At 68.9% G+C, this 24,301-nt stretch carries 17 protein-coding genes and 2 pseudogenes; 8 read left to right on the forward strand and 11 right to left on the reverse strand.

Annotation, left to right across the window (positions count from 1 at the left end; all coding sequences use genetic code 11):
- Positions 1-148 precede the first annotated feature (148 nt).
- Positions 149-943, forward strand: a complete 795-nt coding sequence (locus G6N45_RS23890) for an SDR family NAD(P)-dependent oxidoreductase (RefSeq protein WP_163725677.1) — start codon at positions 149-151, stop codon at positions 941-943.
- 48 nt (positions 944-991) lie between these two features.
- Here the strand turns inward: G6N45_RS23890 and G6N45_RS23895 are convergent, their stop codons facing one another.
- Positions 992-1,237 carry a hypothetical protein gene (locus G6N45_RS23895; RefSeq protein ID WP_163725679.1) on the reverse strand — a complete coding sequence of 82 codons (246 nt, stop codon included), beginning with the start codon at positions 1,235-1,237 and terminating at the stop codon, positions 992-994.
- A 265-nt stretch (positions 1,238-1,502) separates the two neighbouring features.
- On the opposite strand from G6N45_RS23895, the gene G6N45_RS23900 reads away from it, so the two are divergent.
- Both G6N45_RS23900 and G6N45_RS23905 read left to right on the forward strand, forming a co-directional pair.
- Complete coding sequence (locus tag G6N45_RS23900; protein WP_163725682.1) at positions 1,503-3,440, forward strand: flavin-containing monooxygenase; 1,938 nt, start codon at positions 1,503-1,505, stop codon at positions 3,438-3,440.
- Between the two features lies 1 nt (position 3,441).
- A complete protein-coding gene (locus G6N45_RS23905) occupies positions 3,442-4,467 on the forward strand; it encodes a zinc-binding dehydrogenase (RefSeq protein WP_163725686.1) in 1,026 nt (341 codons plus the stop codon).
- Between the two features lie 5 nt (positions 4,468-4,472).
- Here the strand turns inward: G6N45_RS23905 and G6N45_RS23910 are convergent, their stop codons facing one another.
- The 10 genes and pseudogenes from G6N45_RS23910 to G6N45_RS23955 form a co-directional block, all read right to left on the reverse strand.
- Positions 4,473-6,188 (reverse strand): GAF domain-containing sensor histidine kinase, encoded by a 1,716-nt coding sequence (locus G6N45_RS23910; protein WP_179965230.1) that lies wholly within the window; start codon positions 6,186-6,188, stop codon positions 4,473-4,475.
- Between the two features lie 64 nt (positions 6,189-6,252).
- Positions 6,253-6,988, reverse strand: a pseudogene (gene narI / locus G6N45_RS23915) (respiratory nitrate reductase subunit gamma); the annotation flags it as partial.
- A pseudogene (gene narJ / locus G6N45_RS23920) lies at positions 6,986-7,624 on the reverse strand (nitrate reductase molybdenum cofactor assembly chaperone); the annotation flags it as partial. The pseudogenes narJ and narI, both read right to left, overlap by 3 nt.
- On the reverse strand, positions 7,621-9,276 hold the full coding sequence (gene narH, locus G6N45_RS23925) for a nitrate reductase subunit beta (protein WP_163725697.1): 1,656 nt from the start codon (positions 9,274-9,276) through the stop codon (positions 7,621-7,623). The gene narH and the pseudogene narJ, both read right to left, overlap by 4 nt.
- Positions 9,276-12,962 (reverse strand): nitrate reductase subunit alpha, encoded by a 3,687-nt coding sequence (locus tag G6N45_RS23930; RefSeq protein ID WP_163725701.1) that lies wholly within the window; start codon positions 12,960-12,962, stop codon positions 9,276-9,278. The genes narH and G6N45_RS23930 overlap by 1 nt, the downstream gene beginning before the upstream one ends.
- The gene (locus G6N45_RS23935) at positions 12,959-14,179 is read right to left on the reverse strand and encodes a nitrate/nitrite transporter (protein WP_163728985.1); all 1,221 of its coding nucleotides are present in this window, start codon (positions 14,177-14,179) and stop codon (positions 12,959-12,961) included. The genes G6N45_RS23930 and G6N45_RS23935 overlap by 4 nt, the downstream gene beginning before the upstream one ends.
- Positions 14,180-14,216: 37 nt before the next feature.
- Positions 14,217-15,212: a 1-phosphofructokinase family hexose kinase gene (locus G6N45_RS23940; RefSeq protein WP_179965231.1), complete on the reverse strand. Its 996-nt coding sequence runs from the start codon at positions 15,210-15,212 to the stop codon at positions 14,217-14,219.
- Positions 15,209-17,254, reverse strand: a complete 2,046-nt coding sequence (locus G6N45_RS23945; protein ID WP_163725704.1) for an erythromycin esterase family protein — start codon at positions 17,252-17,254, stop codon at positions 15,209-15,211. Before G6N45_RS23945 ends, G6N45_RS23940 begins: the two co-directional genes overlap by 4 nt.
- 96 nt (positions 17,255-17,350) lie before the next feature.
- Positions 17,351-17,785: a pyridoxamine 5'-phosphate oxidase family protein gene (locus tag G6N45_RS23950; RefSeq protein ID WP_163725707.1), complete on the reverse strand. Its 435-nt coding sequence runs from the start codon at positions 17,783-17,785 to the stop codon at positions 17,351-17,353.
- 49 nt (positions 17,786-17,834) lie between these two features.
- Positions 17,835-19,694: a pyruvate kinase gene (locus G6N45_RS23955; RefSeq protein ID WP_163725709.1), complete on the reverse strand. Its 1,860-nt coding sequence runs from the start codon at positions 19,692-19,694 to the stop codon at positions 17,835-17,837.
- A gap of 119 nt (positions 19,695-19,813) precedes the next feature.
- Between G6N45_RS23955 and G6N45_RS23960 the strand changes: the two genes are divergently transcribed.
- From G6N45_RS23960 to G6N45_RS23980, 5 genes are read left to right on the forward strand one after another with little or no spacing between them, the layout of a single operon-like run.
- Positions 19,814-20,905 (forward strand): 4Fe-4S dicluster domain-containing protein, encoded by a 1,092-nt coding sequence (locus G6N45_RS23960; protein ID WP_163725714.1) that lies wholly within the window; start codon positions 19,814-19,816, stop codon positions 20,903-20,905.
- Positions 20,898-21,749: an FAD/NAD(P)-binding protein gene (locus tag G6N45_RS23965; protein WP_163725717.1), complete on the forward strand. Its 852-nt coding sequence runs from the start codon at positions 20,898-20,900 to the stop codon at positions 21,747-21,749. Before G6N45_RS23960 ends, G6N45_RS23965 begins: the two co-directional genes overlap by 8 nt.
- On the forward strand, positions 21,750-22,505 hold the full coding sequence (locus G6N45_RS23970; protein ID WP_163725720.1) for an NADH-quinone oxidoreductase subunit B family protein: 756 nt from the start codon (positions 21,750-21,752) through the stop codon (positions 22,503-22,505).
- Positions 22,505-23,809, forward strand: coding sequence for a Ni/Fe hydrogenase subunit alpha (locus G6N45_RS23975; protein ID WP_163725722.1), 1,305 nt, complete (start codon positions 22,505-22,507; stop codon positions 23,807-23,809). The genes G6N45_RS23970 and G6N45_RS23975 overlap by 1 nt, the downstream gene beginning before the upstream one ends.
- Positions 23,806-24,297, forward strand: coding sequence for a hydrogenase maturation protease (locus G6N45_RS23980; RefSeq protein WP_163725725.1), 492 nt, complete (start codon positions 23,806-23,808; stop codon positions 24,295-24,297). Before G6N45_RS23975 ends, G6N45_RS23980 begins: the two co-directional genes overlap by 4 nt.
- The last annotated feature ends 4 nt before the right edge of the window (positions 24,298-24,301 follow it).

The raw sequence follows: 24,301 nt of genomic DNA on the forward strand, positions 1-24,301 counted from the left end.
GTGGTGCGGCTCTGGGGACCGCCGACATGGCCACACCATACAGATGAGCGCAGGTGCATGGTCAGGATTCGGTGTGGTCGTCGCGCGCCTCACCGCGCGCTGAGCGAAGACGAGCGTGGTGAATCACGACTTGGGCGATACTGTGCCGATGAACGGGCTTGTCGGTAAAGGGGTTCTGGTGACGGGCGCGGCCTCGGGCATCGGGGCGGCCACGGTGCGGCGACTGGCGGCCGAGGGGGCGACGGTGGTGGGCATGGACCTGGCGCCCGATGCGCCGGACCTGGGGGATGCGGTCACTTTCCTGCGCGGTGACGTGCTCGACGGCGCTCTCGTGCGCGCGGCGGTCGAGCAGGTGGTCGACCGGGCGGGACGACTCGACGGCGTCGTGCACTCGGCCGGCGTCGGAGGGGGCGGTCCGGTACATCTGCTGCCCGACGAGGAGTGGGACCGGGTCATCGACATCAACCTCAAAGGCACGTTCGTGGTGATGCGTGCCGCGCTGGCCCAGATGACCACGCAGGACCGGGTGGACGGCGAGCGCGGGGCGATCGTGACGCTGTCGAGCGTCGAGGGTCTCGAGGGCACCGCGGGGGGAAGTGCCTACAACGCCTCCAAGGGCGGCGTCGTCCTGCTGACCAAGAACGCGGCGATCGACTACGGCCCCAGCGGGATTCGCGTCAATGCGATCTGCCCGGGCTTCATCGAGACCCCGCTGTTCGAATCGGTGATGGGCATCGAGGGTATGGCAGGCCCTCGGGAGGAACTGCGCCACGAGCACACGTTGCGGCGTTTCGGCCGCCCCGAAGAGGTTGCCGCTGTGGCGGCATTCCTGTTGTCAGCGGACGCCGGGTTCGTCAGCGGCCAGGCCATCGCCGTGGACGGCGGCTACACCGCAGGACGGGATCACCACGTCACCGAGCTGATGGGTCTCGGCGAGAAGTGATCGCGGCCGGTCACCACACGACGGCGATGGCGGCCGCCGCCAGCGCCCTCATCCCGGCGGCGGCGGTCCGGGCACAAAATAGCAGGTCGTACCACCGATGCCCAACACGTACACCGTGTCGCACCGGGTGAAACTGCCGTCAGCGCCGGGCGCGGAATCGCAACGGCCGCCGCCGTTTCCCCAGACCTCGAAGTTTCCACACGGTGACTGCGCCGCCGCGGGACCGGCGGCGACCAGGCCCGCGCCGACAAGCACGGCGGCAGCGCCCACTCCGAACCACAACTTGGTCACCATGACCGTCCTCCTCCCTACGCACCGCGCCTTACCGCGGTCGCACCGGAGGCTTGACCCCACGCACCCCGTCCTCCGGCGCATGCATGCCTCGATTGTGCGCCCGATGGCGACGGTGCGCAGGCGATTTCCGCCACTCTTTTCGTCCCGAGGAATCCGGCTGACCTGCGGGTACATCCTGCGGCGGGAGCCAGGGCGTCGGCCCATTGCGCTCCGCCCATCGCGCATATACGCTACGCAACGTTGCGTTATGGCGAGAGGGGTACCGGTGACGCGGACATTCCACGCAGGCCGGCGATTCGACACTCCTACCGACGAGATCGCCGCAGCACTTGCCGACGTCAGCATCCCGACCCTGTTGCTGTCGATGGTCCACCTCACCGGCGACCCCCGCTTCATCCGCGACTTCTCGCAGGCCGGCTTGTTCCTCAACGAGGTTCAGGGCTTCATGACCGAGGAGGACAAAGCCCGTGCGCGTCACGCCGCGCTCCCGGTGATCGTCGACTACCGCGACCGCGGCTGCCCGCCGCTGCCGCCACTGCCGCCCGAACTCGTCAAGGAGATGCTGGACTGGGCGGCGTGCGAACCGGTCGATGACGCCAATCTCCCGCTGGTGCTCGAGGAGCTCGACCTCGAGGGCGTCGACCCGCGCCGGCCCGCGCCGGTTGACCCCGAGCGCGCAGCGGCGTTGCCGGTCCTCGTGATCGGCTGCGGTGAATCGGGAATCCTCGCCGGCATCCGCCTCGCGCAGGCCGGGATTCCGTTCCAGATCGTGGAGAAGAACGCCGGACCCGGTGGCACCTGGTGGGAGAACACCTACCCCGGTGCCCGCGTCGACGTCGCCAATCACCTCTACTGCTACAGCTTCGAACCGAGCAACCACTGGCAGCACTTCTTCGCCGAACAGCCGGAGTTGGCGGCCTATTTCGCCGACGTGATGGATCGCCACGACCTCCGCCCGCACGTGCGGTGGAACACCGAGGTGCTGTCGGCGCAGTGGGACGAGCCGACGGCCAGCTGGACGGTGACCGTGCGCACGGGCGAGGGAACCGACACGCTCACCGCACGCGCGGTGATCACCGCCGTCGGACAGCTCAACCGGCCGAGTCTGCCCGACCTGCCCGGCCGGGATACGTTCGCGGGTCCGTCTTTTCATTCCGCGTGCTGGGATCACGACGTCGACCTCACCGGTAAGCGGGTGGCACTCGTCGGCGCAGGCGCCAGCGGCTTCCAGATCGCCCCGGCGATCGCAGACACGGTCGCGCGCCTCGAGGTGTTCCAGCGCACCGCCCAATGGATGTTCCCGAACCCGATGTACCACGAGGGGGTTCCCGACGGAGTGCGCTGGGCGATGGACAACCTGCCGTATTACGCGCGCTGGTACCGATTCCTGCTGCTGTGGCCCGGCGCCGACAAAGGCCTCGACGCCGCCCGCGTCGACCCCACCTACGCCGACCAGGATCACGCGGTCAGCGAGATCAATGCGCTGGCGCGAATGATGTTCACCGACTGGATCACCACTCAGGTCGGTGACGACGAGGACCTGCTGACCCGCGTGCTGCCCGACTACCCGGCCACCGGCAAGCGCACGCTGCAAGACAACGGCAGTTGGCTGGCGACCCTGAAACGGCCGAACGTGACGCTGGTACGCACACCCCTGCAGCGCGTGGTCCCCCGCGGGGTCGTCACCACCGACGGCGTGACACACGACGCGGATGTGATCGTGTACGCGACCGGCTTTCACGCCACCGAGGTGCTGATGCCGATGAGGGTCACCGGACGCGACGGCGCCGATCTGCACGAGCAGTGGGGTCGCCGGCCGTTCGCCTACCTCGGCATCACCGTGCCGGGGTTCCCGAACTTCTTCATGATGTACGGGCCCGGCACCCACCTCGCGCACGGCGGCAGCCTGATCATGCACTCGGAACTGCAGATGCGCTATATCAACTCCTGTCTGGCGCAACTGATCTCCCGTGGCGCCAGATCCATGGAGCCCCTGGCCGAACCGACCGCGGCGTGGCATCGGCGCACGCAGGAGAAGATCACCCAGACGGTGTGGGCTCATCCGGCCATCGAGCACTCCTACTTCAAGAACGACGACGGCGAGATCCACACCGTCAGCCCGTGGCGGCTGTGCGAATACCGGGAGGCACTGCAGGAGCCCGACTGGTCGCAGTTCCGCATCGACACAGAGGAGACGGTCTGACATGCGTGCCGTGCTGATCGACGCGGACCACGCGGTACGCGTCGACACCCGTCCCGACCCCGGGTTGCCGGGACCCGACGGCGCCGTCGTCGAGGTGACGTCGACCGCCATCTGTGGTTCGGATCTGCATTTCCTCGAGGGACACTTCCCGATCGTCGATCCGGTCGCCGTGGGGCACGAAGCCGTCGGCGTCGTGGCCGAAATCGGGCCGCAGGTACAGGGATTCGCGGTCGGGGATCGGGTGCTGGTGTCCTCCGTGGCCGGGTGCGGCCGGTGTACGGGCTGCCACACCGCCGATCCCGTGAAGTGCGTGTCAGGTCCGCAGATCTTCGGTTCGGGGCTGCTCGGCGGTGCTCAGGCGGACCTGCTGGCGGTGCCCGCGGCCGATTTCCAGCTTCTGCGGATCCCGGAGGGGATCGACACCGAAGCGGCGCTCCTGCTCACCGACAATCTGGCCACCGGCTGGGCGGCCGCCAAGCGCGCCGACATCCCGGTCGGCGGGACCGTCGCGGTCATCGGTGCGGGCGCGGTTGGCCAGTGCGCGCTCCGCAGCGCCTATGTCCTCGGCGCGGCAAGGGTTTTCGCGATCGATCCGGTCGAGGCGCGCCGCGACCTGGCCGCGCGGGCGGGTGCGACACCCGTGCCGGTGCCCGGCGCCGCCGCGGTAATGGAGGCCACCGCCGGACTCGGGGCCGACGCGGTGATCGACGCCGTCGGCACCGACGCCTCACTCGACGACGCGCTGGCCTGCGTGCGTACCGGCGGCACGGTGTCGGTGGTCGGTGTGCACGACCTGCAGCCCTATCCGCTGCCGGCGCTGGCCTGCCTGCTGCGGAGCCTGACGATCAGGTTCGCCACCGCTCCTGTGCAGCAGACGTGGCCGGAACTCATTGCGCTGCTGCAGGCGGGCCGCCTCGACGTCAGCGGAATCTTCACCGCGCGGATGCCGCTGGACGACGCCGCAGCGGGCTACGCCGCCGCGATGTCGCGGGCCGACGGGCACGTGAAGATCATGTTGACCCCGTGACCCCGTCAGCGCAGCGGCACGGACCACCGCAGGCGGGTGCCGCCCCCTTCGACCGCTTCGAGGCTCAGCGCACCCCCCGCGTCGGCGGCACGCTGACGCAGATTGGCCAGACCTGAACCGGTGATGTCACCGCTGATCCCGCGCCCGTTGTCCACGACGTCGATGCACAGGTTGTCGTCGGCAACCACGCTGATCGCCAGCGACGTCGCGTCGGCGTGGCGGACGGCATTGCTCACAGCCTCCCGGACCACGGCCTCCGCGTGGTCGGCGAGTGCGGCGTCGACGACCGACAGGGGGCCCGAGTACTGCACCGTGGTGCGGATCCTCGGTGTCGCGAACTGCGCGATCGCCTCGTCGAGCCGCTGCCGCAGCCGGGTGATGCCGGACTGACCGCCGTGCAGGTCGAAGATCGCGGTGCGGATCTCCTGGATCACCTGCTGCAGATCGTCGACGGACTCGGAGAGCCGTTGCTGGACCTCGGGGGTGCGCGCCCTCGGAATCGTGCCCTGTAGGGCCAATCCGACCGCGAACAGCCGCTGAATGACGTGGTCGTGCAGGTCGCGGGCGATGCGGTCGCGGTCGGTGAGCACGTCGAGCTCGCGCAGCCTGCGCTGCGTGGTCGCCAATTGCCAGGCCAGCGCCGCCTGGTCGACGAACGCGGCCATCATGTCCCGGTCGTCGACGCTGAACGGAAGTCCACCCGGCGGGCGCACGGCGATGAGGACCCCGGCGACGGTGTCGGTGGCGCGGATCGGCAGCACCAGCGCGGGGCCGTGCGCGATGCACCCGTCAGCCAACTGCAGCGTGTCGAACCGGCCAGGGACCTGGTTGACGAACACGTCGCCGATCTCCGTGCCCGAGGTCGGGATCTCGAGCAGTTCCACCGCCGGTCCGGTACCGGTGGTGGCGACGACGGCGAGGTCGTCCACCTCCCCCGCGGGTTCGTCGAGATCGGCGCGAACGGCGACGATCGTCGCCTCGGCGCCGCTGAGCTTGCGCGACTCGTCGGCGACCAGCCGGAAGACAGCCGCCGGATCGGTGCCGGCCAGCAACTCGGTTCCGATGTCGCGGGTGGCCTCGATCCAGGACTGCCGGATCTTGGACTGCTCGTAGAGCCGGGCGTTGTCGATCGCGATGCCGGCCGCAGCGGCGAGGGCCTGCACCAGCACCTCGTCGTCCTCGCTGAACGGCTGCCCGCCGGCCTTCTCGGTCAGGTACAGGTTGCCGAACACCTCGTCGCGGATCCGAACCGGCACGCCGAGGAAGGTCCGCATCGGGGGATGGTTCGGCGGGAAGCCGACCGAGGCCGCATGGTGGGAGATGTTGTCGAGCCGGATCGGCTTGGGATCGTCGAGCAGCACCCCCAGCACGCCCTTGCCCTCGGGTAGGTGGCCGATCAGATGCCGTCCCGCCTCGTCGATGCCCTCGTGGATGAACTCCACGAGTTCGTGGTCGTGCCCCCGCACGCCGAGCGCCCCGTATTTGGCGTCGACCAGGTCGATCGCCGTGTGCACGATCGTCTTGAGCGTCTCGTCGAGCTCGAGTCCCGACGTGACCACCAGCATCGCCTCGACCAGACCGTCGAGCCGGTCGCGGCCCTCGACGATCTGCTCGACGCGGTCCTGTACCTCCATCAGCAGCTCACGCAGGCGCAGCTGCGACAGTGTGTCGCGCAGCGGTCGCGCGCCCGGGTCTGGTTTCGACCTGGCCCCGTTGCTCACGTCACCATTTTGGCACCGACTGCTGCCGAGTCCATCAACTTGTGCGATATGCGCAATCGGCGTCTCACCATCCGCGGCGCTGCGGATGGGATCCGATCAACTCTCCAGATCGCCCTGTATCGCGACTGCGATAGACGACGTATGGGCGGAACAGGTACCCGATCGGCGCGCTGAAGGCGTGCACCAGGCGGGTGAACGGCCACAGCGCGAACAACGCGAGCCCGATCATCACGTGGGCCTGGTAGTAGAGCGGCGCCCCTGCCATCAGATCGCCGCGCGGTTGCAGTATCCAGATCGAGCGGAACCACACCGACACCGACTGCCGGTAGTCGTACGCTTCGCCGAGCACTCCGGATCCGAGCGCAGTGGCGTACAGACCAGCGACGATGGCGGCCACCAGGACCACGTACATCAGCTTGTCGTTGACGGTGGTCGCCATGAACACCGGTCCGCGCGTGCGCCGGCGGTAGATCAGCAGCGCGATTCCGATCAGGGTGGCCGCGCCGGCGATCGACCCGAGGATGACGGCCTGCAGGTGGTAAGCGTGCTCGCTCAGTCCCACCGCACGCGTCCACGACTCCGGGATCACCAGACCGATGACGTGTCCGACGATCACCACCAGGATGCCGAAGTGGAACATCGGGCTGGCGATGCGCAGCAGTCTGCTCTCGTAGAGTTGCGACGAGCGGGTGGTCCAGCCGAACTTGTCGTAGCGGTAGCGCCACCAGGTGCCGACCACGACGACCGCGAGGGTCACGTACGGCACCACATCCCAGAAGACCTCCCCCACCTCAGACTCCCTCCGGTGCGCGCCGCGGCGGCACGGTCAGTGTGAACGGCTCCAGCCCGACGGCCTCGGCGGGCGGACCGTCAGCCGCCAACCGCTGGGCACGGCGGGTTTCGTCGTCAGAGGCCGGCGGCAGCGTCGTCAGGACCGCGGCGACCGCGGACGCGTACGGCGACCCGGTGTCGCGCAGCGCGCGGTGCACCACATCCAGCGGCGTCCGGTGCGCGGCGAGCAACCGTCGTCCGAGCTCGGCGTCTGTCGTGGCGGCGAACTCCAGCACGACGGCCAGATGATCGGGCGCCTCGTCAGTGGGCGGTGCCGCGCCCGCGTCGCGGTAGGCCTGCGCGAATGCCAGCATCGCCTGTCCGCGGTTGCGGGTGTCGCCGGCGGTCCAGTACGTCAGGTACAGGGTGGCGCGCCGGCGCAGGTCGAACGTCTCGACGTAGAGCTGCGCCGCCTGCATCGGCTCCAGCACCGTGATCGCGGTGAAGGTCTGCTGAAGCTGTTGTCGGACAACGCCTTCGACATGCTCGAGCAGCTCTGCCGCGAAGCGCAGCCGATCCGCGTCGGGATAGCTGAGCAACAGCGATGCGCACTGCCACACGGCGCGGTCCGCCATCGCGTTGCGCGTGCGGGAGAACAGCTTCATTCCGCACCGCCTGGATCGGGGAACATGCCCTCGGCGGTGCCGCGACCGTCCCAGTTGAGCAGGTTCACCCGGGAGGGCCGGGCGGCATTGGCGGCCATGCCCTCACTGGTCTGCCGGTGCCGCAGCGCGTGGAAGGTCTCCACCGCCACCGGTACCGGCTGACCGCTGGCTTCCCCGAAGGGGCCCGACTCGTACATTCCCGGCCCACCGTCAAAGCTCAGCGAGCAGCCGGGTTCCTCCATCGACCCCGGCTCGACATCGGCATACGCGGTCGGAATGACATAGCGCTCCTCGTATTTCGCGAGCGCCAGCAGCCGGTACATGCTGTACATCTGCTCCTCGGACATCCCCACCGAATCAGGAATGTGTGGCCGGGTCTCACGGCCGAGATTGATGTCACGCATGTACGAGCGCATCGCGGCCAGCCGCCGCAGCACCCCTTCCACGACGGTGGTATCACCGGCGGTGAACAACCCGGCCAGGTACTCGATCGGGATTCGCAGCGCCTCCAGCGCGCCGAAGAGATTCCCGATGTCCTCACCGTCGTGCCCGTCCCGGCTGACGGCGTCGACCACCGGGGACAGCGGCGGGATGTACCAGACCATCGGCACGGTGCGGAACTCCGGGTGCAAAGGCAGCGCCACCTGATAGGTGTGGATCAGGGCATAGATCGGCGAGCGCTGCGCCGCCTCGATCCACTCGTCGGAGATGCCCTCCGCCCGCGCGGCGGTGATCACCGCGGGGTCGTGGGGATCCAGCAGGATCGATTTCTGTGCCTCGTAGAGGTCTCGATCGTCGGGCACCGAGGCCGCTTCGGTGACCCGGTCCATGTCGTAGAGCACCAGGCCCAGATACCGCAGGCGGCCCACGCAGGTCTCCGAGCACACCGTCGGCAACCCGACCTCGATCCGCGGATAGCACAGCGTGCACTTCTCGGCCTTGCCGGTCTTGTGGTTGAAGTACACCTTCTTGTAGGGGCAGCCCGACACACACATCCGCCACCCGCGGCAGCGGTCCTGGTCGACCAGCACGATGCCGTCCTCGACGCGCTTGTACATCGCCCCCGACGGGCACGAGGCGACGCACGACGGATTGAGGCAGTGCTCGCAGATGCGCGGCAGGTAGAACATGAACGTCTGCTCGAGTTCCAGACGCACCTGCTCGCTGACCTGGGCCAGCACCGGGTCGCCGGGCACGATCTCGGTGGAGCCGCCGAGGTCGTCGTCCCAATTCGCCGACCACTCCACCTTCATCGGCTTCCCGCTGATCAGGCTGCGCGGCCGGGCGACCGGGAAATGCTCGCCCAGCGGCGCACTCGTGAGGTTGTCGTAGTCGTAGGTCCACGGTTCGTAGTAGTCGTCGATGGACGGCAACTCGGGGTTGGAGAAGATGTGCAGCAGCTTGTGCAGCCGCCCGCCGCCGCGCAGCCGCAGCCGGCCGCGCGCGTCGCGGACCCATCCCCCGCGCCACCGCTCCTGGTCCTCATAGGTGCGTGGATACCCCTGTCCGGGACGGGTTTCGACATTGTTGAACCACACGTACTCGGTACCAGGGCGGTTGGTCCACGCCTGCTTGCAGGTGACCGAGCAGGTGTGGCAGCCGATGCACTTGTCGAGATTCATCACCATCGCCATCTGGGCCATGACGCGCATCAGTAGACCACCTCCTGGGAGCGTCGCCGTACGACGGTGACCTCGTCGCGCTGGTTTCCCGTCGGCCCGAGATAGTTGAACGCGAACGAGGTCTGGGCGTAGCCGCCGGCCAGGTGGCTCGGCTTGACCAGCAGCCGGGTCAGCGAGTTGTGGATGCCGCCCCGGGTGCCGGTGGTCTCGGTCAGCGGCACGTCGATCGTGCGCTCCTGCGCGTGGTAGACGTAGACCACCCCGTCGGGCATGCGGTGGCTGACGATCGCCCGACACACCAGCACGCCGTTGCGGTTGACCGCCTCGACCCAGTCGTTGTCGCGCACAGCGATTTTGGCGGCATCGGCCGGGCTCATCCACATCGTCGGCCCTCCGCGCGACAGCGACAGCATGAACAGGTTGTCCTGGTACTCGGAGTGGATCGACCATTTCGAGTGCGGGGTCAGGTAGCGCACCGTCAGCCCGATGCCACGGCTGCCCAACTCGGGTTCGCCGAACAGCCGATGGATGTCCAGCGGCGGGCGGTAGACCGGCAGTTGCTCACCGACTTCTTCGAGCCAATCGTGGTCGAGATAGAAGTGCATGCGGCCGGTCAGCGTGTGAAAAGGCTTGAGCGCTTCGATGTTCACGGTGAACGGGGCGTAGCGGCGGCCGCCGGTCTCGCTGCCCGACCACTCGGGGCTGGTGATGACGGGCACCGGCCGCGCCTGCGTGTCGGCGTAGGTGATGCGCTTCTCCTCGCTCCCCTCGGCCAGGTGAGCAAGTGGTCGGCCGGTGCGGCGCTCCAGCTCGCGGAAGCCCTCGACGGCCAGTCGGCCGTTCGATGTTCCCGACAGTGCGAGAACGACATCGGCCATCCGTTCGGCGGTGGTGATCGCCGGCCGGCCCGCGGCGGCGCCGGAATTCAGCACACCGAATTTCTGCGCGAGTTCGGCGACTTCCTGTACCGGCCAGGTGGTGACGCCCTTGGTGGTGACACCCAGTCTCTCGACCAGGGGTCCCAGCGTCGACCACTTGTCGGCGATCGCCGTGTAGTCGCGCTCGACCACAGCGACGGGGCCGATGGTCCGCCCGGGCACCGGAACCTCTCCGGTCTCCCGCCAGTCGTGTTGCCTGCCGGCGGGATAGGCCATCGCACCGGGGGTGTCGTGCTGCAACGCCCCCAGCACCACGTCGGTGCGGGTGCCCAGGTGTGTCGCAGCCAGTGCGGAGAAAGCCCTGGCGATCGCACCGAACGCCTCGTAATCCGAACGCGTTTCCCACGGCGGGTCGATCGCTGGGCTGAAGGCGTGCACGAACGGATGCATGTCGGTCGAGGACAGGTCGGCCTTCTCGTACCAGGTGGCCGCCGGAAGCACGACATCGGAGAGCAGGGTCGTCGACGTCATCCGGAAGTCGATCGACATCAACAGGTCGAGCTTGCCCTCGGGGATGTCGTCGGCCCACCGGACGCCGGCCGGACGCAGGTGCTCGGGGGTCGGGGTGGCCGACAGGTTCGACGTGGTGCCCAGCAGATGCCGCAGAAAGTACTCGTTGCCCTTGCTCGACGAACCGAGGAGGTTGGCCCGCCACACGTCGAGCACCCGCGGCCAGTTCGCCGGATCGTCGGGATCGGTGACCGCGAGTTTCAATACACCGGAGGCCAATTGCTCGCAAACATATTCGCCGATTTCACGTCCCGCCGCGCGTGCCTCCTCGGCGACGTCGAGGCTGCTGCGATCGAACTGCGGGTAGAACGGCATCCAGCCCATCGCCGCGGAGGCGGCCAGCACATCCATGGTGTGCTTGCCGGTGAACCGGCCACGTGCAGTCGGACTGGCCAGCGCGTCGGCGCGATAGCCGTCGTAGCGCCACTGATCGGTGTGCACGTACCAGTACGACGTGCCCGGCATCTGCCGCGGCGGCCGGGACCAGTCGGTGGCCATCGCCATGGTCGCCCAACCGGTGACCGGTCGGCACTTCTCCTGCCCGACGTAGTGCGCCCACCCACCGCCGTTGCGGCCCATCGATCCGGTCAGCAGCAGCATCGCCAGCACCGCGCGGTAGGTGGCGTCACCGTGGAACCACTGGCAGATCCCGGCACCCATGATGATCATCGAGCGACCGCCGGATTCCTCGGCGTTGCGGGCGAATTCGCGTGCCACACGGATGGCCTGAGCGGCCGACACCCCGGTGATCGGTTCCTGCCAGGCGGGCGTGTAGGGCTCAGTCGCGTCGTCGTAACCGGTCGGCCAGTCGCCGGGGAGCCCGGGCCGGTGCACCCCGTACTGCGCCAGCATGAGGTCGAACACCGAGCACACCCGGTGGCCGCCGACCCGGCGCACCGGCACCCCGCGGCGCACCGTCGCCCCGGACCCGTCAACGGTATCGAAGCGCGGCAGCGTGATCAGCGCGGTCTCCCCGGCATCACCGCGCGGCGGCGCGACAGTCAAAGCGGGGACGATCTCGCCCAGGTCGAGGTTCCACTTGCCCACGCCCTCGTCGCCGTAGCGGAACCCGAGCGAACCGTTCGGCACCGCAACGCGATCCGTCGCACCGTCCACCAGCACCGGTTTGAAGCGCGCGTTCTCCACGTCGTGGCCGAGGTCGGCAGCGGTCAGCATCTTGGCGGGCACCAGCTCGCCGTCACGCTCCTCCAGCGTCACCAGGAACGGCAGGTCGGTATACGTGCGCACATAGTCGACGAAAAACGGAACCCGTTGTGCGACGAAGAATTCGCGGAGAATGACATGGCCCATGGCCATCGCCAGGGCGCCGTCGGTGCCGGCTGCACACGGCATCCACTCGTCGGCGAACTTGGTGTTGTCGGCGTAATCCGGGCTGACGGTGACCACCTTGGTGCCGCGGTAGCGGACCTCGGCCATCCAGTGTGCGTCGGGGGTGCGGGTGACCGGCACGTTGGAGCCCCACATCATCAGATAGGACGCGTCCCACCAGTCCCCGGACTCCGGCACATCGGTCTGGTCGCCGAACACCTGCGGGGAGGCCACCGGCAGGTCGGCATACCAGTCGTAGAACGATGTCATCGCCCCGCCCAGCAATTCGACGAACCGCGAGCCGGCGGCATGGCTGACCATCGACATGGCCGGGATCGGCGAGAAGCCCGCGATGCGGTCGGGCCCGTACGTCTTGATCGTATGGACGTGCGCGGCCGCGATCATCTCGGACGCCTCGCTCCACGTCACCCGGACCAGGCCGCCTTTGCCGCGCGCCTGCTGATAGCGTCTGCGCCGCTCGGGGTCGGCCTGGATGTCGGCCCACGCCAGCACCGGGTCACCCAGCCGGGCCTTCGCCTCGCGATACATCTGGACCAGCAGGCCCCGGGCGTACGGATAACGCACCCGCGTCGGCGAATAGGTGTACCAGGAGAACGCGGCACCGCGTGGGCACCCACGCGGTTCGTATTCGGGGCGGTCCGGCCCCACCGAGGGATAGTCGGTTTCCTGGGTCTCCCAGGTGATGATGCCGTCCTTGACGTAGACCTTCCACGAGCACGAGCCGGTGCAATTGACGCCGTGCGTGGAGCGCACGACCTTGTCGTGACTCCACCGGTCGCGGTAGAAGACGTCGCCCTCGCGGCCGCCGCGGCGGGTGACCGTGCGAAGGTCCGCCGAGAACTCGCCGGGAGTGAAGAAGCGGCCGCTGCGCTCGAGCAGCTCTTCGATCTTCCCTCCGGTACGCGGCGGATTCGTCACGCGGTGGCCTCCCTGCGTTCGGGTTCGTGTGCGTGCAGGCGCAGCGCTGTGAATGCGAAGGCCAGGAGGGCGGTCGCTACGAGAAGCGACAGGCCGATCGTGTAGTCGGATTCCACACTGTCGTAGGTGGCGCCCATGACCAGCGGTGGAAAGTAGCCGCCGAGGCCGCCCGCGGCGGCGACGATGCCGGTCACGGATCCGACCGACTGCGCGGGCGCGCGCAGTGCCACCCAGGCGAAGACGCCGCCGGTGCCGATACCGAGGAAAAGCGCCAGCGCGATGAACGTGGCCGCCGACCAGAGGTCGGGCGGCGGCTGGAAGATCGCGACGAACGCCATCGCCGCCGTTCCGGCGAAGGAGGCCAGCACAACGTATTTGGGAGGTATCCGATCGGCCAGTGCCCCACCGACGGGTCGGGCCAGCACCGCGGCGAGCGCGAAGCCGGCGGTGCGGGCGCCGGCGTCGACGGCGGAGAAGTGATAGATGGTCTTGATGTAGGTGGGCAGGTAGTTGGCGAATGCCACGAAGCCGCCGAAGACGACGGCGTAGAGGAACGCCATCTCCCACGTCACGGTGAGCTTGGCGGCCGTCTTCAGCTTCGGGACCACCGGGTCGGTGTTGGCGGTGAACTGCGGGGAGTCGCGCATCACGATCAGGCACAGCATGGCCGTCACACCCAGTGCGGCCGCGATGATCAGGTGGGTGGGGAACAGCCCGAACCACCGGACGAAACGCGGCGTGAAGAACGCCGACAGCGCCGTGCCCACCATTCCCATGCCGAACACGCCCGTCGCGAAGCCCCGTCGCGCGGGCTCGTACCAGTGGTTGGCGAACGGGATACCGACGGCGAAGATCGTGCCGGCGATGCCGAGGAAGAAGCCGAAGATCAGCAGCAACGGGTAGGACCCGATCGATCCCGCGAAGCCCACCGCGAGCACGGGGACGATGGAGACCACGGACACGGCGATGAACATCGCGCGGCCGCCGAATCGGTCGGTGAGCGACCCGACCACGATGCGCCCCAGCGCACCAACCAGAATCGGTGTGGCGACCAGCATGGACGCCTGCGTGCTGCTCAGCGACAGGTCACCGGCATAGGTGGTCGACAGGGGCCCTATCATGTTCCAGGCCCAGAAATTGATCGCGGAAACCCACGTGGCCAGCGCCAGATTCAGCCCCCGCCGCGCTCCGGTGTCCGGCGTCGTCGCCGTGTCCACCTGCATCACGTAACCACACCCCGCCCCGCTTCCGCACCTATTCGTGCGAGATCGGCTCCAATGATCTTGTGTCGCAACAGCCGTCTGTCGGATCGGCGGCCAGGTCGACGAACCGTTCGACGTCGGCGGCGGCGAACGCCGACGTTCCGGGCGTGAGCAGCTTGGCGGCCGCGGCGGCGATTCCGTAGCGCACCGCATCGCCGATGGACCAGCCGCAGCTCAGGCCGACGGCGATGCCCGCCACCATCGCGTCGCCGGCCCCGACACCGCTGACGGCGTGCACCGGGATCGCCGGGAAATGCCGGCTCTCCGCGGCGGTGGCGAAAATCGCGCCCTCGGGACCGAGCGAGACCACGACGGCTTCGGTGAGCCCGCGATCGATCAGTTCGTGCGCTGCCAGGAGTTGCTCGGCCCGGGTCTCCAGCGGACGACCGACACACTCGCGCAGTTCGCGCACGCTGGGCTTGAGCAGGTACACCCCGGACGTGACGTGGGTCAGCGCGTCGACCGACGTGTCGAGGATCAGCCGCGCGCCGACTTCCCGGCACAGGTCGGCGACGCGCTGGTAGAAGTCCGGCGGCACCCCCGGGGGCAGGCTGCCGCTGGCGACGACGTAGCACGTCGAGGCCACCGCCGGCGGGATCGCCTCGCGCAGCTTGTCCAGGCACAGCGTGCACTCCGCCTGCGTCAGGGTGGGGCCGGGCAGCACGAAGCGGTACTGCCGGTCACCGGCGCGGTCGTTGACCGTGAAGCTCTCCCGCGTCGCGCCGCCGATGGGAACCAGCGTGTACGGCGTGCGCGATTCGTAGACGAGGTCGACCAGTCGCTCGCCCGTCGACCCGCCCGCGGCGAAGACAGCCACGACATCGCCGCCGAGGGCACCGGCGAAGCGCGCAACGTTGATCCCGCCGCCGCCGGCGTCGTACCGCACGGCGCGGCAGCGGACCTTCTCGGTCGGCCGCACCTCGTCGGCGTCGGCGGTGACGTCGAGGGCAGGGTTCATCGTCAGCGTGACGATCCGCGAGCGGTTCATAGCCCGGTCGGGTACGTCTCGGGATTCTGGCCGGCCACCCACACGCTGGTGAGCTCGAGCGGTTCCAGCGCCGTGGTCCTGTCGATGTGGATGAGCGCGTCGAACTGGTCCCCCGGCCGGACGTGGTAGTAGTGACTCTGCCGCTCGGTGTCCGGCCGGTAGATGACGCCGATCGCCCTACCGAGCCGGACGGCGTCCAGCGGGGCGGCGGCGGCTCGGCTGATGGCGGCCGAGACGAGGAACGCCGGTTCGGATACCTCGTGGAACAGCTCTTCGACACTTCCGTTCAGTGCCGGACGCACGACCTTGCGCTCGGCGATGCCCCCCCACTCCGTGGCCGCGGTGACGGTACCGGTGTAGGTGGTGAAACCGATCAACCGGGACGCCTCGGCATGAGACTCCCGCACCAGCTGCCCGAGGGTGAGCTGCCCGTCGGAACCGACCTCGGTGGCGCGGGCGTCGCCGACGTGAGAATTGTGCGCCCACACAACGATTCGTGCGGGTTCTGGTCCGTTGCGGCGGTCCATGTGGGTGAGCAGGGCGGCAAGGGTCTGCGCCATGTGCCGGTCGCGCAGATTCCAGGACGTGACCCGGCCGCCGAACATCGCCCGGTAGTACACCTCCGCGTTGCGGACGGTCAGGGCATTCTGCCGCGCATAGAACAGTTCGTCCTCGGCCAGCAGCCCGTCCCGGCGCACGTTGTCCAGCGCATCGCGCTGCAATTCGACGAGCTGCTCGATCGCCTGGCGTTCACACGACAACCCAGCCCCGAACGCTGCCGCGAAGCCATAGGCCTGACCGTCGTCGGCCGACGTGTGGTCGAAACACGCATAGCGCTCCCTCGCCCGGCCGGCGGCCGCCGGGTCGACGTTCTCCAGATAGCGGATCACCTCGCGCATGGACCGGTGCAGGCTGTAGAGGTCCAGACCGTAGAAGCCGGCCTGCTCGCCGCCGCCGGCGCGCTGCCGGGAGTTGTGCGCGTGGAGCCAGTCCACGAACTCGGCCACCACGGTGTTGCGCCACATCCAGGCGGGGAAGCGCTCGAACCCGCTCAGCGCCTGATCGGCTGACGCATCGTGGCCCTGGCCGCGCACGTAGCGGTTCACGCGGTAGGCATCGGGCCAGTCCGCTTCCGCGGCCACGGCGCAGAATCCTTTCTCCTCGATCAGCCACTTCGTGATCTCCGCCCGCGCCCGGTAGAACTCCTCGGTGCCGTGTGAGCTCTCACCGATCAGCACCACGCGCGCGTCGCCGATGACCTCCTCGAGCGCCTCGCGCGGCGGCACCCCAGAGGGGGCGTCGACAACGCATCGGCGCAGCACGTCGGCGGCGGTCTCCGCCAGGCGGAGGCTCCCGGTGCCGGTGCCGACGGTGGGCGTCGCCAGCAACAGGCGCACCTCGTCGTCGCTGACCTGGCTGAAGTCCCAGAATGACTCGCCCACGGCGAGAAACGGTGTGGGCATCGACGCGCACACGACGTCGTCGACGATCGCCATGAACTCGCGACACGTCGACTCGGGCGCGGCCGGGACGGCGATGACGATCTCGGCAGGATCCATCTCGCGCAGCGCTTGGACCGCGGCCATCATGCTCGCACCGGTCGCGAGCCCGTCGTCGACGAGGATGACCGTCTGTCCCGCGAGTTCCAGCGGTGGCCGGCCGCCGCGGTAAGCCGCCTCGCGCCGCACCAGCTCCCGGCCCTCGCGTTCGGCGACGTCACGCATTTGCTGTGGCGTCACCCCCAGCGCGCGGACAACGTCGTCGTTGACGACGACCCGGCCGCCGGTGGCCAGTGCGCCCATCGCGAATTCGTCCCGGCCCGGCGCACCCAGTTTGCGCACGATGAACGCATCCAGCGGAACACCCAGTGCCGCAGCGACTTCCCAGGCCACGGGAACTCCGCCACGGGCCAAGCCGAGGACGACGACGTCCTCTCTGCCGCGGTATGAGCCCAGCAGGCCGGCCAACACCCGGCCGGCCTCGCGTCGATCACGGAAAACCTGCCGGGGCGACTCCCCCGTCCTCCGTCGTGCCGTCGTCATCGTCGTTCTCCGTTCGGTGGCTTCGGTTCCATCCGATCACCGCAGCTGGTCACCGGATAGGGACCGAAGTCACCCTGCGCAGAGCCGTTCGCCCGGCTACGCCTGCTCGGGAACGCGGTCCGGTTCGCGGCCGAAGACGAAGCGCCGGCCCGTCACGCTGAGCGGCCTGATCCGCACGTAGTGGGTTTTGGCCGTCGCCGTCCACGGCAGCAGGTTCGCCGCGTCGGCTTCGGCGATCTCCTCGTCGCTGCGCAGCGAGCGGGCGCTCCCCTTGACGATGACGCTCCATCCGTCGGTGACGGTGTGGTCGTCCGCCTCGAAGAGAACTGTGCTGTTGATCGCGGCGCTGACCAGTTTGGTGCCCTCGGCGGTGCGGAACAGGATGGAGCGGTTCTGCACAGCGAAGTTCACCGGGAAGATCGCCGGATGGCCGTCGACGCTGGTGACAAGTCGCCCGAGCGCCACACTCGAGAGGTGTTTCCAGCATTCCGACTCTGGCAGCACCGAAACCGGCGCGGTGTCATGGGACATAGCTGACACTAACCTCGCCGCGAACCGGCCCGATGCGGCCCAAAGTCCCTCATTTCGGGGACCCCGAGCACTCGACCGGGTACCACGAATGCAGCTGCGGCAGCAGAGCGTTCTTCTTGAAGTGGTGCTCGGCCATTCGGCTGAGGATGTCGTCGAGCACGACGACGGCGTCTTCGACGTGCGCGCCCTTGTTCAGCATCACGCACTCGGCGCGCTCCCCCATGGCAGCGTCGCTGATCTCAGCCCGCGACGGTAGTCCGCTGGTGGCGAGCTGCTCGAGCACCTGGGTAGCCCAGATCACCGGTAGATGCGCGGCCTCGCACAACCACAGGATCTCCTCCTGCAGTTCGGCCAGCCGCTCGTAACCCACCTCCACCGCCAGGTCACCGCGCGCGATCATCACCCCGACCGACGGCCGGCGCATCGCGGTGGTGAGCAGATCCGGGAGGCGCTCGAAGGCGCGGCGGGTCTCGATCTTGAGGACCACGCCGACGCGCTGCCCACCCAAGTGGTCGAGCAGGTCGTGCAGATGCAGCAGGTCGGCCGGATCCTGGACGAAAGACATCTCCACCAGATCGGCGACCTCGACGACCGTCGCGAGGTCGTCGACGTCCTTGTCGGTCAGTGCGGGCACCGGCAGCACCGTGTCGGGCAGGTTGATGCCCTTGCCCGCACGCAATTTCGATCCTCGAGGCGCGGCGCGGCCGATCCGCACCTGCAGCGCGTCGGGTGCCACCGCGACGATCGTGGCGCCGATGCGGCCGTCGTCGAAGAAGATCCGTTGCCCTGCGCGCGCGTAGGCGAAGACGTCGGGCAGCGTGCAGCCGATCCGGCCCGAGCCCGGCGGCGTCGGCGCGCAGTCCCTGACCACCGACAGCGTGTCACCGGGGCGCAGCACCAGATACTGCTCACGTTCGGGCAGCGCGCCGATCTCGGTAGGATCGTCGCACCCGTCGACCCGCACCACGGTGCCGGTGGCCAGGTACACCGTGCGATCCGAGGAGGCGACTGCACCGCCGTCGGCGACGTCGGTCAGCCTCAGTGTCCGCTTCGCTCCGCGGGTGTCCCGCACGCGCAGGACGTCACCGATCCGCCGACGCGCCAGCCAGTCCGCGGCGACCGGCACGGTCGTCATGTCCGGCGCCGCTGCGGGGACCATGTGGTCGGCAGCCGTGAACCAGGCGTGGCCCGGCGCAAGGACATGCCCCAGTGCATCGCGGTGCGGTCTCAGCTTGACCACCGCGGGACCGCGCGTGATCGGCCCGGTGCGCACCTTCGGCCCGGCCAGATCCATCGCGATCAGGCACGTGCGCGCCGCCTTGATGTTTGCGGTGCGCACGTGTTCGGCCATCGAGCGCCAGGCGGCCGGGCCATCGTGAGCACAGTTGATCCGTGCGACGTCCATGCCCCGTCGCACCAGTCGCTCGACCAGATCCGCGTCGGCGGCCGCTGCGGACGGCAGCGTGACCATGATGCGGGTCTCCCGCGACACCGGAACCGCTCCCAGCAGGGCGGCGGTACGGGCGGCCAGCAGCTCACGGCCCTCCTCGGGGCCGATGGCCGACGGTGCGGGCGGGCACCAGGAATCGTCGAGCATCGCCAGTAGGGCGGACCGGACCAGGCGCAGGGTGGCCTCGACGTGGGGTTCGCTGCGGCCCAGCGACGACAGCCCGAAGTGGGCGAGGCGGTGCTGCAGGTCACGGAGATCGACCTCGCGAATCGCCCAGTAGTGCGCCAGATTTCGGGCGCTCAATCGATACTCCGGGGCCGCGGCCTCGATCCGGTCGGACCATTCCGCCTCTGCGGCGGCGAGCCGTTCGAGCAGATTGTCGAGCCGCTCGACCAGACGTGCGAGTTCGGGCTTAGTGTCGCCACCCGCGGCCGACCCCACTTCTCCAGACAGCGACATCGGTCTGACGCTATCGGGCCCGGGTTACCGGCCGATGAATTCAGTTAGGGACTTTCGGCCCCACTTCGACAGGCCGCAAGCCCTGTGCACCGGCCCGCGGGCGGCGCACCATGGCGGACATGGATGTGGCGGTGATCGACGCCGCGGGGCTGCAGCAGCTGGTGTCGGTCCTGCAGGAGCTGGGGTATCGCGTGGTGGGACCGACGGTGTCCGGCGATGCGATCGTGCTCGACGAACTCGGCAGCGCCGACGACCTGCCTTCCGGGTGGGGAGTCGACGTCGCGCCCGGTCAGTACCGGCTGCGCCGACGCGACGACGATGCGGTGTTCGGCCATTCGGCCGGCCCGCAATCCTGGAAGCAGTTCCTGCACCCGGCCCGGCAGAAGGTGTGGTCCTCCGACGGCGAGCTCACCGAAGAGACCCCGCGATACGCCTTCTTGGGCGTGCGCGGCTGCGACCTGGCTGCGATCGCCACCCTCAACGGTGTGCTCGGGGCCGGCGCCCACCCCGACCGTGCGTTCACCGGCCGCCTGGGACGCGCGTTCATCGTCGCGGTCAATTGCACCGAGCCCGGAGGGTTGTGCTTCTGCGCGTCGATGGGCACCGGCCCCGCCGCCGGTCCGGGGTACGACCTGGCGCTGACTGAGCGTACCGGTCCGGACGGTCGCCGCTACGTCGTCGACGTCGGGAGCGCGGCAGGCGCCGACGTGCTGGGCCGGCTGGTTCACCGTGAGCCTGACACCGACGAGATCGATTCCGCGCGAGCCGATGTCGCCGACGCCGCCGGACACATGGGTCGGCAGATGCCCGACGGCGACCTGCGCGCCCTGCTGGTCGAATCCCGGGAGTCACCTCACTGGGACGAGGTGGCCTCGCGCTGCCTGACATGCGGCAACTGCACTATGGTGTGCCCGACCTGCTTCTGCACCAGTGTCGAGGACGTCACCGACCTCACCGGCACGCACGCCGAACGGTGGACGAACTGGGCGTCGTGCTTCGAGATGGACTTCACGTTCGTCCACGAGGGCAGTGTCCGGCAGTCGGGTCCCTCCCGCTATCGGCACTGGCTGACCCACAAGCTGGGCACCTGGCACGACCAGTTCGGCACCTCCGGATGCGTCGGGTGTGGACGCTGTATCGCCTGGTGCCCCACCGGCATCGACATCACCGAGGAGATGGCGACCTTCGCAGAGCTGGCCGACGATGACTGAGACCGCCACGGTTGCGACCCCCCACACGATGGCGCCAGTGCCCTACCGGGTCGTCGACCGCGTCGCGGAGAACCGGGATTCGGCGACCCTGCGCCTGGCGCCCGTGGCTGATGTGCTCCCTGCGCCCGCTCCCGGCGAGTTCATGATGATGTACGCCTTCGGGATCGGTGAGGTGGCGATCTCGGTGAGCGGGGTGCCCGAGGCGCCCGACGCCACGATCACCCACACCATCCGCGCCGTCGGTGCGGTCAGCCGGAAACTGCACGACGCCGAGCCCGGGACGGTGATCGGGTTGCGCGGCCCGTTCGGCACCAGTTGGGGTGTGCCGGATGCGGTCGGCCGCGACCTGGTGATCGTCGCGGGCGGCGTCGGATTGGCGCCGCTGCGGCCCGTCGTCCTGGCCGCACTGCGCGACCGTCACCGGTTCGGCCGCGTGACCCTCATCGCCGGGGCGCGCTCACGCGACGACTTCCTGTTCGCCCCAGAACTCGACGACTGGACGCGCCGCGACGACATCGACGTACATCTCACCGTCGACGTGCCGGTGCAGGGCTGGCCCGGTGAGGTCGGCTTCGTCACCGAACCGCTGCGCCGGCTGCCGCTGCGCCCCGGCGTCACGACCGCATTCCTGTGCGGGCCCGAGGTGATGATGCGCAACGGCGCGACGGAGCTGATCAGGAAAGGCATGGCGCGCAACGACATCCGCGTGTCCCTGGAGCGCAACATGCAGTGCGGCGTCGGCTGGTGCGGGCACTGTCAGCTCGGGCCCTTGCTGCTGTGCCGCGACGGACCCGTCGTCGGCTACGACGTCGCAGAACCACTGCTACGGATCAGGGAGTTGTAGATGAGCGTTCCCAGCCTGGCCGTGTGGAAGTTCGCATCGTGCGACGGCTGCCAGCTGACGCTGCTCGACTGCGAAGACGAGCTGCTGACCCTCGCCGGGCAGATTCAGATCGCCACCTTCCTCGAGGCGTCGAGCGCGGTCGTGGCCGGCCCCTACGACGTCTCACTCGTCGAGGGGTCCATCACCACCGCCGCCGACGAGCGCCGGATCGCCGAGATCCGCGCGCAGTCGCATATCCTGGTCACCATCGGCGCCTGCGCCACCGGCGGCGGTATCCAGGCGCTGCGCAACTTCGCCGACATCGGTGAGTTCACCTCCGTGGTGTACGCCCACCCGGACTACATCGACACGCTGGCCACCTCCACGCCGGCCTCGGAGCACGTGCAGGTCGACTACCAACTGCAGGGATGCCCGATCGATCGCGGGCAACTGCTCGAGACGCTGGCGGCGCTCCTGGTCGGCCGCAAACCGCGACTACCCGCCAAAACCGTGTGTACCGAATGCAAGATGCGCGGGGTGACCTGTGTGGTCGTCGCCGACGGGACCCCGTGCCTGGGGCCGGTGACCCACGCCGGCTGCGGCGCGCTGTGCCCGTCGTTGCATCGCGGCTGCTACGGCTGTTTCGGCCCGGCGGCCACCCCCAACACCGCCGCGTTGATTCCGCTGCTGCACCGCGACGGCATGTCCGGCGCTGACGTCGAGCGGGTGTTCCACACGTTCAACGCCACCCGCTTCGCCGCGGAACGGAACGACTGATGACCGGATCGGAAAGTCGCGAAACGCGAACACTCACCGTCGGTGCGCTGACGCGGGTCGAAGGCGAAGGGGCACTGAACGTCACCCTGAACGACGGCGTGGTCGAGCACGTCGAACTCAACATCTACGAGGCGCCACGCTTCTTCGAGGCGTTCCTGCGCGGCAGGGCCTACACCGAACCGCCGGACATCACCGCCCGGGTGTGCGGCATCTGCCCGGTGGCCTACCAGGTCAGCGCCTGCAACGCGATCGAAGACGCCTGCGGGGTGACGATCGACCCTGAACTGGTGGCGCTGCGGCGACTGCTGTACTGCGGCGAGTGGATCCACAGCCATGCGCTGCACATCTTCCTGCTGCACCTGCCCGACTTTCTCGGCTATCCCGACGTGATCAGGATGGCCGCCGACCACCCGGAACTGGTCGAGCGCGGACTGGCACTGAAGAAGGCCGGCAACCGGCTGATGGAACAGATCGGTGGACGTGCGATCCATCCGGTCAACGTGAAGCTCGGCGGGTTCTACTCGACGCCGACGCCCGCCCAGATGCGGCCGCTGGCCGAGATGCTGCGCCGCGCGACCGATGACGCGCTGTACACCGTTGCCCGCACCGCCGGTCTGGACTTCCCCGACGTCGAATTCGACCACGAATTCCTGGCGTTGACCCACCCGGACCGCTACCCGATCGAGAACGGGACGATCGCGCGCAGTGCTGGAAACAGCTTCTCGGTGCGCGACTTCGCCGACCATGTCGTCGAATCCCAGGTGCCGCACTCCACCGCCCTGCAGGCCACGCTGGACGGCGGCCGCTATCTCACCGGACCGCTGGCGCGGTACTCGCTGAACTCTGCACGGCTCTCACCGCTCGCCGCGCAGGCCGCCGCCGATGCCGGGCTCGGACCGCAGTGCCGTAACCCTTTCCGCAGCATCGTGGTTCGCGCCGTCGAGGTGCTCTACGCGGTCGAGGAGGCGCTGCGGATCATCGAGAACTACGACGTGCCGCGACGGCCATCGGTCGATGTGCCGGTCCGCGCGGGGATCGGTCACGGCGTCAGCGAGGCACCGCGGGGTCTGCTCTACCACCGCTACGAGATCGGTGACGACGGCCTGGTCCGGGCAGCGACGATGATTCCGCCCACTTCGCAGAACCAGGCAGCGATCGAGCACGAGATGGCCCTGCTGGTCGGGGCGAACCTCACCCTTGACGACGCCGCGCTGACCGCTCTGTGCGAGCGGTCGATTCGCAACCACGACCCGTGCATCTCGTGCTCGGCGCATTTCCTGACGCTCAACATCAACCGCTCGTGACAGCCGTGGTGATCGGGATCGGCAACGAGTTCCGTCGGGACGACGGGATCGGGCCTGCCGTGGCGGATGCGATACGGCGCCTGGACGAGGACGTCGACGTGCGAACCGTTTCCGACGATCCCGCGGCCCTCCTCGACGCCTGGGACGGCACCGAACTGGCCGTCATCGTCGATGCGACCGCCGGCGAGGGCGCGGTCGCCGGCCGATTGCGGCGGTGGGCACCCGACCAGGCGCCGCCCGCCGCGGTGAGCTCCCACGCCCTGGATCTGACCGCGGTCCACGCGCTGGGCCGGGTCCTGGGCCGGACGCCGCAGCGACTGGTGGTGTTCACCGTCGACGCCGCCGACGTCGGCCACGGAGTCGGGTTGACGCCGGCCGTCGCGGCCGCGGTGCCGCAGGTCGTCTCAGCGATCGTCGCCGAGATCGAGCACCATCGAGGACAGGGACGGGGCCGTGTAGGACTTCCGGCCCTCGATGTCCCGACCTAAGCCT

It is taken from the genome of Mycolicibacterium psychrotolerans (assembly GCF_010729305.1).
In the GTDB taxonomy this organism is placed as follows: Bacteria; Actinomycetota; Actinomycetes; order Mycobacteriales; family Mycobacteriaceae; genus Mycobacterium; species Mycobacterium psychrotolerans.